Origin of the sequence: Oerskovia sp. Root22 (genome assembly GCF_001429135.1) — a bacterium.
Taxonomy (GTDB): Bacteria; Actinomycetota; Actinomycetes; order Actinomycetales; family Cellulomonadaceae; genus Oerskovia; species Oerskovia enterophila.
This window is the reverse complement of the sequence record NZ_LMIL01000010.1, coordinates 78,303-93,446: the sequence shown is the minus strand read 5'-3', so window position 1 is coordinate 93,446 and position 15,144 is coordinate 78,303. Positions and strand designations below refer to the sequence as shown.

12 protein-coding genes are annotated in these 15,144 nt (G+C 73.3%); 6 read left to right on the top strand and 6 right to left on the bottom strand.

Annotated elements, in window-relative coordinates; all coding sequences use genetic code 11:
* Positions 1 to 35: 35 nt before the first annotated feature.
* Positions 36 to 530, bottom strand: coding sequence for a phosphoribosyltransferase (locus ASE15_RS14145; RefSeq protein ID WP_056646240.1), 495 nt, complete (start codon positions 528 to 530; stop codon positions 36 to 38).
* Positions 531 to 691: 161 nt separating this feature from the next.
* A complete protein-coding gene (locus ASE15_RS14140) occupies positions 692 to 1,519 on the bottom strand; it encodes an FKBP-type peptidyl-prolyl cis-trans isomerase (RefSeq protein ID WP_235534434.1) in 828 nt (275 codons plus the stop codon).
* Positions 1,520 to 1,859: 340 nt separating this feature from the next.
* On the opposite strand from ASE15_RS14140, the gene ASE15_RS14135 reads away from it, so the two are divergent.
* From ASE15_RS14135 to ASE15_RS14125, 3 genes are read left to right on the top strand one after another with little or no spacing between them, the layout of a single operon-like run.
* The gene (locus ASE15_RS14135; RefSeq protein ID WP_056646246.1) at positions 1,860 to 2,159 is read left to right on the top strand and encodes a hypothetical protein; all 300 of its coding nucleotides are present in this window, start codon (positions 1,860 to 1,862) and stop codon (positions 2,157 to 2,159) included.
* Between the two features lie 27 nt (positions 2,160 to 2,186).
* On the top strand, positions 2,187 to 3,101 hold the full coding sequence (locus ASE15_RS14130; RefSeq protein WP_235534433.1) for an alpha/beta hydrolase: 915 nt from the start codon (positions 2,187 to 2,189) through the stop codon (positions 3,099 to 3,101).
* Positions 3,098 to 3,889: an alpha/beta fold hydrolase gene (locus tag ASE15_RS14125; protein ID WP_056646251.1), complete on the top strand. Its 792-nt coding sequence runs from the start codon at positions 3,098 to 3,100 to the stop codon at positions 3,887 to 3,889. The genes ASE15_RS14130 and ASE15_RS14125 overlap by 4 nt, the downstream gene beginning before the upstream one ends.
* Before the next feature lie 93 nt (positions 3,890 to 3,982).
* Here the strand turns inward: ASE15_RS14125 and ASE15_RS14120 are convergent, their stop codons facing one another.
* Both ASE15_RS14120 and ASE15_RS14115 read right to left on the bottom strand, forming a co-directional pair.
* Entirely contained in the window at positions 3,983 to 4,570 is a 588-nt protein-coding gene (locus ASE15_RS14120) for a hypothetical protein (RefSeq protein WP_200960554.1), read from the bottom strand.
* An 8-nt stretch (positions 4,571 to 4,578) separates the two neighbouring features.
* On the bottom strand, positions 4,579 to 5,976 hold the full coding sequence (locus ASE15_RS14115) for a hypothetical protein (RefSeq protein ID WP_056763951.1): 1,398 nt from the start codon (positions 5,974 to 5,976) through the stop codon (positions 4,579 to 4,581).
* Between the two features lie 244 nt (positions 5,977 to 6,220).
* Here ASE15_RS14115 and ASE15_RS14110 point away from each other — a divergent pair, with 244 nt between their 5' ends.
* From ASE15_RS14110 to ASE15_RS14100, 3 genes are all read left to right on the top strand, one after another.
* Positions 6,221 to 7,624, top strand: a complete 1,404-nt coding sequence (locus ASE15_RS14110) for a hypothetical protein (protein WP_056763948.1) — start codon at positions 6,221 to 6,223, stop codon at positions 7,622 to 7,624.
* On the top strand, positions 7,621 to 8,640 hold the full coding sequence (locus tag ASE15_RS14105; RefSeq protein ID WP_056646261.1) for a hypothetical protein: 1,020 nt from the start codon (positions 7,621 to 7,623) through the stop codon (positions 8,638 to 8,640). Before ASE15_RS14110 ends, ASE15_RS14105 begins: the two co-directional genes overlap by 4 nt.
* A gap of 132 nt (positions 8,641 to 8,772) precedes the next feature.
* Positions 8,773 to 9,717: a tetratricopeptide repeat protein gene (locus ASE15_RS14100; RefSeq protein ID WP_056763945.1), complete on the top strand. Its 945-nt coding sequence runs from the start codon at positions 8,773 to 8,775 to the stop codon at positions 9,715 to 9,717.
* Positions 9,718 to 9,828: 111 nt separating this feature from the next.
* Here the strand turns inward: ASE15_RS14100 and glgB are convergent, their stop codons facing one another.
* Together glgB and ASE15_RS14090 are read right to left on the bottom strand one after the other, a co-directional pair.
* Positions 9,829 to 12,132: a 1,4-alpha-glucan branching protein GlgB gene (gene glgB, locus ASE15_RS14095; protein ID WP_056763943.1), complete on the bottom strand. Its 2,304-nt coding sequence runs from the start codon at positions 12,130 to 12,132 to the stop codon at positions 9,829 to 9,831.
* A gap of 139 nt (positions 12,133 to 12,271) precedes the next feature.
* Entirely contained in the window at positions 12,272 to 15,070 is a 2,799-nt protein-coding gene (locus ASE15_RS14090) for a glycoside hydrolase family 2 protein (protein ID WP_235534431.1), read from the bottom strand.
* Positions 15,071 to 15,144: the final 74 nt, after the last annotated feature.

Sequence of the window (15,144 nt, the reverse complement as noted above, 5' to 3'; positions counted from 1 at the left end):
GCGGCGGTGATCCGTGCTGCCGAAAGGTCAGGGGCTCAGTCGTTCGGCCGCGCCAGCGCGCCCTCGACCGGAGGCTCGGCCGACCACGGGAACGTGATCCACCGGTCGGTCTCCTTCCAGGAGAAGTCCGGCTGGAGGATCGTGCGCGGCTTGGTGTACAGCACGGCCGAGCGCGCCTCGGTGCCGTGCTCGGCGAGCAGGTCCATGACCAGGGCGAGCGTCCGGCCCGAGTCCGCGACGTCGTCGACCACGAGGACCTTGGACCCCGGGAGCTCCGACGTGTCCATGAGCGGGGGAAGGACGCGGGGGTCCGCGAGCGTCTGACCGATGTCCGTGTAGAACTCCACGTTGAGCGTTCCTACGCCCTTGGTGCCCAGCGCGTAGGCCACGGCCCCGCCGGGCAGCAGCCCGCCGCGGGCGATCGCGACCACGACGTCGGGCTGGAAGCCGCCCGCGACCACCTGCTCGGCCAGCTGCCTGGACGCGGTGCCGAACAGCTCCCACGTCATGACTTCGCGCTCTGTGCTCATGGACAGAGCCTAGGGGCAGCCCCTGTGAGGTGGCCTGCCCAACGGCTCGTACCGGACGTCACCGTCCAGCACGCGAGAAGGGCCACCTCCCGCGAGCGGGAGGTGGCCCTTCGACGATCCGACGGCCCCCCGACGGCTCAGCCGTCAGGAAGGCAGGTGGATCAGGAAGCGTCCAGGATGTCCACGACGAACACGAGGGTCTTGCCCGCGAGCGGGTTCGACTCGCTGGCCTCGGCGCCGTAGCCCATGGCGGCGGGGATGACGAGCAGCACCTGGCTGCCGACGGTCTGTCCAGCAAGGCCTTCGGTCCAGCCCTGGATGACGCCCGTCAGCGGGAAGCTCGCGGGAGCGCCCTTCTCCCACGACGAGTCGAAGGGCTCGCCGTCGAGGGTCCAACCCGTGTAGTGCGCCGTGATCGTCTGGTCAGCCGTGACCTCGGGGCCGGTGCCCTTGATGAGCGTCTGCACGACGAGCTCGGTCGGGTCGGCGTAGCCCTCGGGGATGTCGATGCTGGGCTTGCCGGTGTCGTCCAGGGTGACGACCGGCAGGCCGTCAGCCGGCGTCACGGCCTCGCCCTCGGCGCGCTCCGGGATGCTCTTGGCGCCGGTCACCTCGACGATGGAGATGCTCGTCTTGCCGTCCTGGCCGGGCGCGGCGAAGATGAACCGCGTGCCGACCTTCTGGCCCGTGAGGACCTCGTTGAGCACCGGGTACAGCGACGGGTCGCCCAGCGTGATGGTGTCCACCTGGCTCTCGTCGCCCCACATCGAGCCGAGGACCTCGGCGGTCTCGCCGGAGTAGACGACCGACTTCATGGTGAGCTGCTGCCCCTCTTCGAGGTCCTCGCCCGTTCCCTCGACGTCGACGCGGGCCGTGGCCGTGGAGACGGTGAAGGGCTTCTCGAACGTCGCGGTGGGCTCGGTGCCGATGTCACCGGTGACCTTGATGGACTCGACCGCGGCGATGTCCTCCGCCGTGGGGGCTGCCACGCCGGTGTCTGCCGGTGCCGACTCGCTGGGGGACGGGCTGGCGCTCCCGCCGTCTCCGGACGCACAACCGGACAGGACGAGGGCGGTACCCAGGGCGATCGCGACGAGGCCGCGAGAGGTACGGAGCTTCACAAGGATCCTTCGTTCGGGGGTGTCCGCGCACGACCGGGAGTGAACACGGCGACGAGCACGGGAGTGGCGGGCCCCGCAACTCTAGCCGCACTCTCTGGGAGTGTGCTGAAAACGGACGCGGGTGCTTGTCGCTGTCGCAACCTGTACGCGCCCGTCGCTGTCGCGACCGCGAGCACTCGTCGCTGTCGCAACCGTGGACAATGGAACTGTGCCCTCGAAACGTCCCTCACGCCGTCGTCCCTGGGGAGCGGAACCCCCTCCGCTCGACCTCAACCGTGCCCTGGGCGGCATGCGGTCCGAGTCCGGGCCCGACGGCGAGTGGACCGTCCGCACCGTCCGGCAGAGCGACAAGTCGTACGTGTGCCCGGGATGCCGGCAGAACGTCCCCGCCGGGACGAGCCACGTCGTCGCGTGGGCCAAGGACTCGATGTTCGGCGCGCAGTCCGCGCTCGAGGACCGCCGCCACTGGCACACGGGGTGCTGGGAGGCGCGCGCCCGGCGCCGCTGAGGGAGACCCCGGCTAGGCTCGGTCGTGATGAACGCGCACAGTCCTGACCCCGCGACCGACCGTCCAGCCGCGCCCGCAGCGCCGTCCCCGGAGGTGCCCACGGCCCCCGAGGGCAAGCCCGCCGAGCACGGCGCCCCGATCCGCTCGCTCACGGTCCTGCCGGCCCGCCGCGAGGACGTCGAGCTCCACACCGCCGACGGCCTGACGCTCGTGGGCGAGCTCGCGCTCCCGGCGCACGCTGCGCCGTCGGGCACCTTGATCACCCTGCACCCGCTGCCCACGCACGGCGGCTACATGGACTCCCACGTCTACCGCAAGGCCGCGTGGCGCCTGCCAGCGCTCGCGGACCTCGCGGTGCTGCGCTTCAACACGCGCGGCACGTCGTCGCCGCGCGGCACGAGCGAGGGCACGTTCGACGGCGGCGAGGCCGAGCGCTTCGACGTCGCTGCGGCGATCGAGCTGGCCGAGTTCCACGACCTGCCCCACCGGTGGCTCGTGGGGTGGTCGTTCGGGACCGAGCTCGTCCTCAAGCACGGCACGGACCCCGGCATCGAGGGCGCGATCCTGCTCTCCCCGCCCCTGCACCGCGCGACCGACGAGGACCTGGACCGGTGGGCCGCGTTCGGCAAGCCGCTCGTGGTGCTGGTCCCCGAGCTCGACGACTACCTGCGCCCCGAGGAGGCCCGCCGCCGGTTCGCGCGCGTGCCCCAGGCCGAGGTCATCGCGGTCGAGGGCGCCAAGCACCTGTGGGTGGGGGAGCCGTCGGTGCGCCGGGTCCTCGACGAGATCGTCTCCCACGTCCGCCCCGGATTCCCGGTGCCGCTCCCCACGACGTGGGACGCGCAGACCGAGACGGGCACCGACACCGAAGCCTCCGACCAGGCCTCGTACGACGCGAGCCGCACGCACGTCCAGCCGACGACGACAGGACAGACACCATGACCACCACCCCGCACCTCGCCCTGCACACCCTGCGCGAGGGGCACGGGCTTCCCGTGCTGCTCGTGCACGGCTTCCCGCTCGACCACCGCATGTGGGAGGACGCCGCCGCGGCGCTGCCGAGCGGCATCACGGTCCTCGCGGTCGACCTCCCGGGCCTGGGCGAGAGCCCGCTCGGTGGAGAGCCGCCCTCGATCGAGGCCGCAGCCGACGCCGTGGTCGCCTCGGCCCGCGCCGCCGGGATCGAGCGCGCCGTGGTCGTGGGCATGTCGATGGGAGGCTACGTGGCGCTCGCCGCGGCCGAGCGCCATGCGGACTTCGTGGTGGCACTGGGCCTCGTGGACACCAAGTCGACGGCCGACGACGACGCGGCCCGTGCGAACCGCCTGCGCATCGCGGACGCGGTCAGCGAGAGCCGCACGGTCGACGCGGTCCTCGGGATGCCGGGAGCGCTGCTGGGCGCGACGAGCAAGGTCGCGCGCCGTGGTCTGACGGCTCGCCTCGAGGAGTGGATCCGTTCCCAGCGGCCCGACGGCGTCGCGTGGGCCCAGCGTGCCATGGCCGCCCGCCCGGACCGCACCGAGGTGCTGGCCCGCTTCGCGGGCCCGGTGGCCGTGGTCGTGGGCGAGGAGGACACGCTCACCCCGATCGAGGCGGCCGAGCACCTGGTCGCCGCAGCCCCCGGGGCGACGCTCGTCGTGGTGCCCGCCGCGGGGCACATGAGCGCGGTCGAGGACGCACCGGCGGTCGCCAACGCGATCGGTGACCTCTGGGCCGTCGCCCGGGACTGACGTCCGGGACCTGGCACTGCAGGCCGGGCTGCGGGAGGTGTCCCGTGGTCCGGCCGTGTCCTTGGCCGTGGTCCGGCGATCGTTGCCGGGCCGTCAGCCGCGGTCGAGCACCAGCTCGATCGCGTCCGCGAGCGAGATGGACTCGCCGTCGCGCCCGCCCTTGCCGAGCACGAGCGGCGGGTCCGACGGGACGAGGGTCGCACCGCGGAGCCGGGCCGAGAGCCCGCCCTGGACGCTGAGGATGTAGAACGACGCGTCGGTACCGACGGCGAGCGTCCGGTTCTTGCGCAGGTACCAGCCGAGCGTCTTGGTGCGGTACGTCGCGTCCCCCGCGTACGAGCGGGCCTGGAGCAGGACCGGGGCGATGCCGCGACGCTCGGCCTCGGCGACGAACTCGCGGAGCAGCTCGGCGGCCTCGGCAGCCTCCAGCGCGCGGCGACGCTCGAGCTCGTTCGCCTGGTGAGCCGCCGCCTCGGTGCGCTGAGCACGCCAGGCCGCGACGTCGTCGGGCGTGGTGCTGCTCGCGGCTCGCTCTGTGGTGCCGCCGAGCGCGTCGGCGGTGCCGCCGGCGTCGTTCGTCGCAGCCGTGCCGGGCGTGCTGGCTGCGGAGCCGAGCGGGCCAGGAGCAGACGACGGCGACGACCCGGGCAGGCTCCCGGTGTCGTCGCCGTCGTGCGTCATGGCCGTGCTCAGGCCTTCGCGGAGGCGGAGGAATCCGAGGACTTCGAGGACGAGGTGTCCCCACCTTCCTCGCCCTCGACCTCGACCTGCGGGAACTCCGCGGTCATGAGGTTCGCGGCGCGAGCGCGCTGCGCCGGGGTGCCCGCGATGGCCACGGCGGGAGCCGCCTTGGACTTGGCCGCGCCGCCCTCGCCGTCGCCGAGCAGCCCGCGCAGCTCGTCGAGGTAGGTGTTGATCGACTCGTGCTGACGCGTGAGGTCCTCGAGCTGACGCTGTGCGGCCGCCCGCTGCTGCTCGGCCTCGGCCTTGGCGTCCCCGACGGTCTGCTCGGCGAACTCGCGCGCCTCGGCGACCACGCGGTCCGCGTTGTGCCGCGCGGTCGCGATGACCTCCTTGACGTAGTCGTCGGACTCGGTGCGGACCTTCTCGGCCTGCTCGAGAGCCGTGACCACGCGGTGCTCGGCGTCGGACGCGTGCGCCTCGGCCGTCGCGACGAGCTTCTCGGTCTCCTCCTTGGCCGTCTGGTGGCGCTGCGCGCTCTCCAGCTCGGCCTCCTCGCGGCGGCGGGCGATGTCGAGCTCGGCCTCGGCCAGGGCGGTCCGCGCCTTCTCGCGCAGCTCCTCCATCTCGGAGGTCACGGCGTTCGCGGCCTCGGACGCCGCACGCTTGGCCTCGGCGACCTGGCGCTCGGCCTCGCGACGCGTGGTCTCGCGCAGCTCGGTGGTCTCGCGCTCGGCAGCCTCTCGCATCGCGGCCGTCTCGGCGGCGACGCGGGCGCGCAGCTCGGCCGTCTCGCGCTCGGTCGCGACGCGCAGCTCGGTGGTCTCGCGCTCGACCTGGGCGCGCAGGGTGCCCAGCTCGCGCTCGAGGCTCGACCGGCGCTCGCTCTCCTCGGTGTTCAGGGCGCTCTGGATGCGGGCGGCCTCGCGCTCGGCGGAACCCACGAACTCCTCCGCACGGCGCTGCGCGCCGACCAGGGTGCTCTCGGTCTCCGAGGCGGCCGTGGACCGGATCTCCTCGGCCTCGCGACGAGCGCCCGAGAGCAGCTCGGCGACCTCGTTCTCGGCGCGCGAGCGGATCTGGCCCCCCGCGACCTTGGCGCGCGACATGATGTCGACGGCCTGGGCGTTGGCCTGGGCCAGGATGTCGGCCGACTGCTCCTCGGCGGAACGCAGGAGCTGCTCGATGCGCGACCCCAGTCCCGAGTAGGAGGGGCGGTCGGACTCGCGCAGCTGGCGCTGAGCGTCCTGGAGGTCCGACGTGAGCTGCACAGCCCGGGCGTCGGCGGACTCGGCCCGGTGACGGGCCGCCTCGAGGTCCTTCTCGAGCTTGGCCAGCTGGCCTTCCACCATGATGCGGTCGTAGCCGCGCATGGTGATGGGGAACAGTGTGCGTTCGTCGGACACGGGTCGACCTTCCGCTTCGGGCTGGTCCACGCCAGCGCTGTTGTCGGGACGTATCGTTCGGTGGGGGTACCGGGTCGCCCGACCTGTGGATCGTCACCCAGGATACGTGGCCCAACTGTGTCCTGAATACCCGGAATGGGTAGCGTCACGGTGTCGCGGGGACTTCGTGAAGGGTCTGCGGCGATCGTCGCCATCCGGCGAACTTTCGAATCCAGCAGGCGTTCGCCTCTATTGTGGAATGTCCATGACGAAGGGAAACTCGGTGCTTCAACGAATCCTGGCCGCCGGCCTGATCGTGCTCGGCCTGGTAGGGATCGGCACAGGAGTCGCCTCTGCGACCCTCTGGCGCGAGAGCGAGACGGTCGTCGCGACGGCCGCTGCCGACGGCTCGTCGCCGCTGGTCGTCTCGGAGCCCGGGGTCCTCGACCTGGTCGACGGTGACGTGACCGTCACGGCGAAGACAGCGGACGGGAAGCCCGTCACGCTCGTGATCGGGCGCGACGTCGATGTCACCGGGTGGGTCGGCACGGACGCGCACTCCGTCATCACGGGCCTCACCGACTGGGACACGCTCGCGACGAAGTCGGTCGCCACGACGACGCCCGCCGAGGAGGAAGCCCCCGCAGAGGGTGAGGCTCCTGCTGAGGGGGAAGCCCCCGCAGAGGGTGAGGCGCCTGCCGAGGGGGAAGCCCCCACAGAGGGTGAGGCGCCTGCCGAGGGGGAAGCCCCCGCAGAGGGTGAGGCACCCGCGGAGGGCGACGCCGCTGCGGATGCCACGGCCGAGGCGCCCGCCGTGGGCGTGGACCCCGCCGGCTCCGACATGTGGTTCGCCGAGGCTGCCGGTGCGGGAGAGGTCAGCCTGCGCTGGTCCGACCGTCCGGGCCGTTGGAGCCTGCTCGCGGCCGGCACCGGCGAGGACCCGGCGAGCCCCGTGGTGACCCTGACCTGGGCCCGTGAGGTCTCGACCCCATGGCAGTGGCCGGGGATCGCGGGTGGCTCGCTGCTCCTGGTCGCCGGGCTGGCCATCGGTGTCCTCTCGTTCATGGGTGGTAAGAAGGACAAGGACACGAACGGCGGCGGCAGCAAGAAGAAGAGCCGCACGAAGGGCAAGAGTCGGACGGCTCGCACCGGTACCGGCTCCGGGGCGCCGGAGAGCACGAGCGGCACCGGGGACACCAGCCCAGCCGCACCGACCGAGCGTCGCGCCGACGCCGGATGGCCCGGCCGCGTGGCGACGTCGACCGAGTCCGACGGGCAGCCACAGACGATCGCGCCGGAACCGCCCGCCCAGACCGGCGCGACCGGGACCCTCACTCGCCGTGAGCTACGCGAGAAGGCCGAGAGGGATCGTCTCGAGGCCGAGCGCCGCGCCCAGGAGGACGCGCGGGCACAGCGTCCGCGGAATCGATGGATGACAGGTCAGATCCCGGTCGTGCGACGCGAGAAGAACGCCACGGCCGCACAGCCGGTCGTCCCCGGCCCCTCGGCCGAGAAGGACGCCGGATCCGCCGGTGGCAGCTCGGCCACCGCCCGAGCCGACGCGTGGCGCCAGGCGTGGGGCTTCGGCCAGACGCAGGCCGCCCAGCCCGCCGCGTCCGACGAGAACGACCAGACCCAGAACCCCGACTCGACCGGAGGAGACCGATGAGCCAGCGCAACTCCCGCCGCTCCACGGCCCGCACGGCCGCGGTGGCCGGCGCCGTCCTCGGCGCGATCCTGCTCGCAGGCTGCACGTCGCCCGTTCCCACCCCCACCGTCGACGACAGCTCGGCGAGCGCAGAGCCCGCGCTGACCGTCGAGCAGATGGCCGAGGTCCGTGAGGCCGTCGGCGCGACCCTCGAGGCGGCCAACGCGAACAGCGACCCCTCCCAGCTCGCCACCCGGCTCACGGGGCCCGCGCTGTCGCTGCGCACCAGCCAGCTCGGCGTGGCCGCGGCCCGCGGCAACGGCGACCTGGTGACGGTCCTGCCCACGGCCGTCCAGCAGGACATCATCACGACGACCGACTCCTGGCCCCGGCAGGCCTACGCCGTGACCGAGCAGCCCGAGGACCTCCAGTCCCCGCGGCTCCTCGGGTACGAGCAGTCAACGGCGCGCGACCCGTACAAGCTGTGGGCCTGGGTGCGCCTGTTCCCGAGCGTCAAGCTGCCGAGCTTCGCGGGTTCCGCGGTGGGCAGCGAGTCCGTCCCGCTCGACGACCCGTCGCTCCTCATGACGCCCACGGACGCCGTCGCGCAGTACGCCGACGTCCTCAACCTGGGGGCGGGCTCGGGCTTCGCAGCCTCGTTCGCCGACGACCCGCTGCGTGCCTGGGTCGCGACCAACGCGGAGACGCAGGCGGCACCGCTCGCCACGGCGGCGGGCACGCAGACCATGACGTTCACGCCCACGCCGGACGAGGCGCGCGCGGTGCGCACGGCCGACGGCGGAGCGATGGTCATGGCCGCGATGACGGCACTCGAGACCCGCACCGCGGAGGAGGGCGCGAAGATCACGCCCGGCACCGAGACGGAGAAGGCCCTCTTCGGGGCGACTCCTCCGACCAACGTCCTCAACGTGGGTTACACGACCATGGTCGCGATGTACATCCCGCCGGCCGACGCCACCACGGGCGTCCAGGTGCTCGGCATGGAGAACATCGTCACGTCTGTCGCGACCTCGTAGGTCGGTGCCGAGGTCCGGCAGGTCGGGGCATGCAGCCCTGTCGCCGTCGGACCTCGGCGACCGCCGGTCGTCGTCGGACCCCCTCGCCGAGCCGCCGCGTCGCGGCAGCCCGATCTTCCTTAGGATGAGCGCATGAGCCAACCGAGCCAGCAGCCGAACTTCGACGTGCGCGGCGCCGTCGACCTGTCGTCCCTGAACCGTCCGTCGGCGCCCCCGCCCGGGACGCCCGGCGGTGCGCCCGAGGCCGGCGGCTACGTCGTCGACGTGACCGAGGAGACGTTCCCGCAGCTCGTCCAGGACTCCACGCAGTACCCGGTCGTGGTCCTGCTGTGGATCCCGACCGACCAGGCGAACGCGCAGCTCGGCACCGAGCTGGGGGCGATCGCGGAGGAGTTCGCGGGCCGCTTCCTCCTGGGCCGCGTCGACGCCCAGACCTACCCGCAGATCGCCGCGGCCTTCCAGGTCGAGAGCGTCCCGACGGTCGTGGCGATCGTCGGGGGCCAGCCGGTCCCGCTCTTCCAGGGTGCCGCCGCAGGCGACCAGGTCCGCGCGGTCCTGCAGCAGGTGCTGCAGATCGCCGAGGGCAACGGCGTCACGGGCCGTGCTCCCGCGCAGGGGGCACCGAACCCCGACGCAGAGGTGGCTGCGGAGCCCGAGCCCGAGCTCCCGCCGCTGCACCAGGAGGCGTTCGACGCGATCGAGCGCGACGACCTCGAGGCCGCCGTCGCGGCGTACCAGAAGGCCATCAAGCAAGACCCGCGGGACCACCTCGCGGCCGCCGGCCTGGCACAGGTGGGCCTGCTGCGCCGCACGCGCGACCTCGACCTCCAGGCGACGCGCGAGGCGGCCGCCGCGAGGCCCAGCGACCTCGCCGCGCAGCTCGACGTCGCGGACATGGACATGCTGGGCGGCAAGGTCGAGGACGCGTTCGGTCGTCTGCTCGACCTCCTGCCCGGCGCGAGCGCCGAGGACAAGGAGACGCTGCGCCTGCGCCTCGTCGACTACTTCGAGATCCTCGGCCCCACCGACCCACGCGTCGGCAAGGCACGCCAGCTCCTGGCGATCAACCTGTACTGACGACCTCGAAGGGCCTCGGCACGCGTCGCGTGCCGAGGCCCTTCGTCGTTCAGGGAGCCACCCGACCGGAGCTCGCCGGAGCGCCGACGCGGCCCCGCGAGCGGGTTGGGCTCAGTCGGTCGGGACGGGCTCGAGGTAGAGCGCCCCGAGCGGTGGCACGCGCAGGACGACCGAGGACGCGCGTCCCTTCCAGGGCCGCGGCTCGGACTCGACCTCGCCGAGGTTGCCGACCCCCGAGCCGCCGTAGACCTCGGCATCCGTGTTGAGGACCTCTCGCCAGCGCCCGCCGTGCGGCAGGGCGAGGCGGTAGCCCTCGTGGGGGGTCCCCGCGAAGTTCACGACGACGGCGACCTGGTTCCCGGCCCCGTCGCGACGCAGGAACGCCAGGACGTTGTGGTCGGCGTCCTCGGCGTCGAGCCACTCGAAGCCCGCCGGGTCGTGGTCGAGCGCCCAGAGGGCGGGCGTGCGCCGGTAGAGGTCGTTGAGGTCGCGCACGAGGCGCTGCACCCCGGCCTTGCCGGGGTCGCCGAGCCCCGCCCAGTCGAGGCTCGCGGCCTCGTTCCACTCGGCGTGCTGCGCGATCTCGCAGCCCATGAAGAGCAGCTGCTTGCCGGGGTGGGACCACTGGTAGGCGAGGAACGAGCGGACGCCCGCCCGCTTCTGCCAGTCGTCGCCGGGCATCTTGCCGTAGAGCGAGCCCTTGCCGTGCACGACCTCGTCGTGGCTGATGGGCAGGACGAACTGCTCGGAGTAGGCGTAGACCATCGAGAACGTGATCTCGTGGTGGTGGTAGCGCCGGTTGATGGGCTCCTCGGCGACGTAGCGCAGGGAGTCGTTCATCCAGCCCATGTTCCACTTGAGCCCGAACCCGAGGCCGCCCGCGTCGGTGGGGCGCGTCACGCCCGGCCAGGCCGTGGACTCCTCGGCGATCATCATGACGCCGGGCGTGCGGCGGTAGGCCGTCGCGTTGGTCTCCTGCAGGAACGCGATGGCCTCGAGGTTCTCGCGCCCGCCGTGCACGTTGGGGTGCCACTGGCCGGGGTTGCGCGAGTAGTCGAGGTAGAGCATCGAGGCGACGGCGTCGACGCGCAGCGCGTCGACGTGGAACTCCTCGAACCAGTAGGTCGCGTTGGCGACGAGGAAGTTGCGCACCTCGTTGCGCCCGAAGTCGAACACGTACGTGCCCCAGTCGGGCTGCTCACCGCGCAGCGGGTCGGGGTGCTCGTAGAGCGGGGTGCCGTCGAACCGCGCGAGCGCCCACTCGTCCTTGGGGAAGTGGGCGGGGACCCAGTCGAGGATCACGCCGATCCCGGCGCGGTGCAGCGTGTCGACGAGGTGGCGGAAGTCGTCGGGGTGCCCGAACCGCGAGGTCGGGGCGTAGTAGCTCGTGACCTGGTAGCCCCACGAGCCGCCGTAGGGGTGCTCGGCCACGGGCATGAGCTCGACGTGCGTGAACCCCGTCTCGAGGACGTACGCGGTGAGCTGCTCCGCGAGCTCGCGGTAGCTCAGCCCCTGCCGCCAGGAGCCCAGGTGCACCTCGTAGATGCTCACGGGACCGGTGTGCGGGTCGCGGGCCGTGCGCTCGGCGATCCACTCGGCGTCGGTCCACTCGTGCCGGGACTCGACCACGACGCTCGCGTTCGCGGGCGGGACCTGCGTGCCCTTGGCCAGGGGGTCGGCCTTCTGGAGCCACGTCCCGCCAGGGGTGAGGATCTCGTACTTGTAGAGCGTGCCGGGGCCGATCCCGGGCACGAACAGCTCCCAGACCCCGGTGTCGCCCAGAGCGCGCAGGGCGTGCGTCGTGCCCTGCCAGTGGTTGAAGTCGCCGATGACGCGCACGGCGCGCGCGTTGGGGGCCCAGACCGCGAACGCGGTGCCGCTCGTGGTGCCGGGGGAGCCGGGCTCGCCCAGGACGCTCGGGTAGGTCGTGGGGTTGGCACCCAGGACCGTCCACAGCTCCTCGTGGCGGCCTTCGCGCAGCAGGTGCTGGTCGACCTCGCCGAGGGTCGGGAGGAACCGGTAGGGGTCGTCCTGGAGGGTCGTGGTCTCGCCGTAGCGCGCGCGGACCCGGTAGTCCGGGGCGTGCAGCACGGGCGCCGCCTGGGCGTCGGCGCCGAGCGGCTCGTCGACCGCGGCGGGCACGACCGCGACCCAGATCCCGTCCTGCTCGTGCGTCGCGGCGAACTCGCCGTCAAGGGTCACGATCGTGACCTCGTCGGCGAGCGGGCGCAGGACGCGCACCGTGGCCGCGCCGCCGGTGCGGCCGCCGGGGAGCGGGACGGCCGTCAGGTGCGGGCCGAGGACCCCGTGCGGGTCGAAGGACCGTCCCTGCGCGACGGCCGCGAGCGCCGCGGGATCGGCAGGGACGACGGGGAGCGGTGGGAGGGAGCTCGGAGGTGTCGATGACCCGGTCATGGCCCAACCTTTCCACGTCGCCGGGCTGCTTGTGCACTCCCCGCGCCGCGCCGCCGTCGCGGCGGCCCGGGTTCACCCGGGCCGAGGGGCGGCGCGGGGGTCGAGAGGCTGCGGTCAGGGTCGCGGTCGGCGGGTGGAGTCACGCGTCACCGCGCGGGGTGCCGGTGCCCGGGACGAGCTGGTTGGCCGAGCGCAGCACGCTGCGGGCGACCAGTGCGTCGGTGTCGAGGGCCGCGGGGGAGGTCACGGTGAACGTGACGCTCTCGCCGGGCAGGAGCGTCACGAGCTGGTCGTCCACGGTCGCGTCGGGGTGCACCTTGTCGGCCAGCAGCGCGACGTCGCGCGTGAGCTCGCGGGCCGTGACGGCGACCTCGTAGCGGTGCGCGGGTCCGGTCGAGCGGGCGGCGGTCCGCAGGGACCCGGGCACGGGGAGCGGCGGGTCGCCCGCCCGCTCCAGCACCCGCACCGAGGCGTCCGGGCCGGAGCCGGTGAGCGCGCTGTCGCGCGGCTCGGCGAAGAACCACAGCCCGAGCTCGTCGCCCAGGGTCGCGACGACCAGCTCGTCGCGCGCGCTCGCGGCCGTCGCGACGTCGTCGGGCAGCAGGAGCGTGCGCGTCTCGCGCGGCGCCAGCCCGACGACGGCGCTCGTCTCCGCGAGGACCGTCCCGTCGTAGCGCACGCGGCGCTGGACGAGCGTCCCGCCCCAGGCGTCGGGCGAGTCGTTGACGACGACCACCGCGAGGACCGAGGGGCCACCGGGGACGGGTGCGCCGCCGTCGGGCCTGCGGGGCTGGAGCGTGACCAGGCGGTCCCGGTACGCGTGCCGGAGCGCGGACAGCAACGGCTTGGCGCGACCCGCGCCGTCGACCGCGGCCCACGACGTGACGGGCCAGCAGTCGTTGAGCTGCCAGACGACAGAGCCCATGCAGACCGGGCTCCACGAGCGAAGGTGCTCGATCCCGACCGTCAGGGCGTTCGCCTGGTTGAGGGACATGGCCCAGTGCCAGTCGTCCATGTCGTCGGGCAGCGCGAAGTGGGGGAGCAGGCCGTCGGTCAGCTTGTCGTTGCCCTGCGCGGCCTTCTGGTGCACGAGCATCCCGGGCGACTCGGGCGTGAGCGGGTCGTCCGACAGGGCGTCGCGCAGCGTCGACCAGGTGGGCGGGCCCTGCCAGCCGAACTCGGCGACGAAGCGCGCGACGTGGTCGCGGTACACCTCGTAGCCCTGGCGGTTCCACGCGTCCCACAGGTGCACCGAGCCGTGCGCGTCGAGGTTGGGGTGCAGCTCGAGCGTCCCCGACCACGGGCTGCCCGGCGTGTAGGGGCGGCCCGGGTCGAGCTCCGCGAGCAGCGCGGGCAGCAGCCCGGTGTAGTAGCCCAGGCCCCACGTGCGGCCCTGGAGGCGCGGCTGCCAGTCCCAGTCGTGGAAGCCCCACAGGTTCTCGTTGTTGCCGTTCCACAGCACGAGGCTCGGGTGCGGGGCCAGGCGGACCACGTTGTCACGGACCTCGGCCTCGTCCTCCTCGGCGTAGGCCGCGCACGCGAACAGGAAGTCCTGCCACGTGAGGATGCCGCGCTCGTCGCACAGGTCGTAGAAGTCGTCGGCCTCGTAGATCCCGCCGCCCCAGACCCGCAACAGGTTGATGTTCGCCTGCTCGGCCTGGGCGATCCGCGCGGCGTACCGCTCGCGCGTGACGCGGTGCGGGAACGCGTCGTCAGGGATCCAGTTGGCGCCGCGCACGAACACGGGCTGGTCGTTGACGACGAACCGGAAGGACGTGCCGGGCTCTCCGTCGTGCTCGTCGGGCTCCATCTCGAGGCGGACGGTGCGGAAGCCCACGCGGTGGCGTCGCACGTCGAGGGGCCCGACGACGGCGCGCGGTTCGCGCGGTGCGGCGGCAGCCGGGGAGGTGGTCGGCTCGGTCGTCGGGAAGGGGGCGACGACGACGGAGCCGCCGGCGTCGGCCAGGAGCTCGACCGTGACCTCGTACAGGGGCTGCTCGCCGAACCCGCGCGGCCACCAGCGCCGCACGGCCGGGAGGTCGACGTCGACGACCGCGGACGTGGCACCCGCCGGGACCAGGGCGGTCGTCACGAGACCCGCGACGTGGACCGCGACCCGGACGTCGACGGCAGCAGGCATCTCGACGGCCGCGCCGCCGCTCCCCTCGGCGCGCACCGCGTGCTCGAGGTCGACGTGGACGGCGAGGCGTGCCGCGACCGGGGCGTCGGCAGCGGGCGGTGTGTGCGCCGAGCCCTCGACCGTCGCCACGGGCCGCACGGCCGCGAGCCGGGCGCCCGACCACGCCTCGAGCGCGAGGGGACGCCAGATGCCTGACGTCGCGGTCTCCAGGCCCCAGTCCCACCCGAAGCTGCACGCCATCTTGCGGATCGCGTTGAACGGGTGGGGATTGGTGTGCGGGCGGTAGCTCATGGCCACGCTCTGCGCCGCGGCGTACGCGAGCGGCGAGGCGAACCGGACGACGAGCTCGTTGGTGCCCGGTCGCAGGTGCTCGTCGACCGGCAGGCGGTAGGTGCGGTGCTGGTTCGCGGTCTCGGCGAGCAGGTATCCGTTGAGGCTCACGGCGGCGACGGTGTCGAGCCCGTCGGCGACCAGGTCGTGGCGCTCGTGGCCGTCCGGGGACCACTCGAAGGTCGTGCGGTACTCCCAGTCGCAGCGACCGATCCAGGCGAGCACGTGCTCGTTGTCGTCGAGGTAGGGGTCGGGGACGATCCCGGCCGTGACGAGGTCGGTGTGCACCGTGCCGGGGACGGTCGCGGGGACCGGGGCGTCGAGGCGTGCGGCGAGGTGGGCCGGGACAGGGCCGGCCACGGCCCGCACGGTCCAGCCCGTGTGCAGCTCGCGGCGCTCGAGGCTCCGCAGGGGAGACGTGTCGCCGTCGAGCGCCGTCGGGGTGGGGGAGGCGGGGGCCGAGGTCACGGGTGGCTCCAAGGGTGAGGGATCGTCGTCGAACCGCGGCACCATCATGCCTCGGGGCGCGTCGCTCCCGGTCG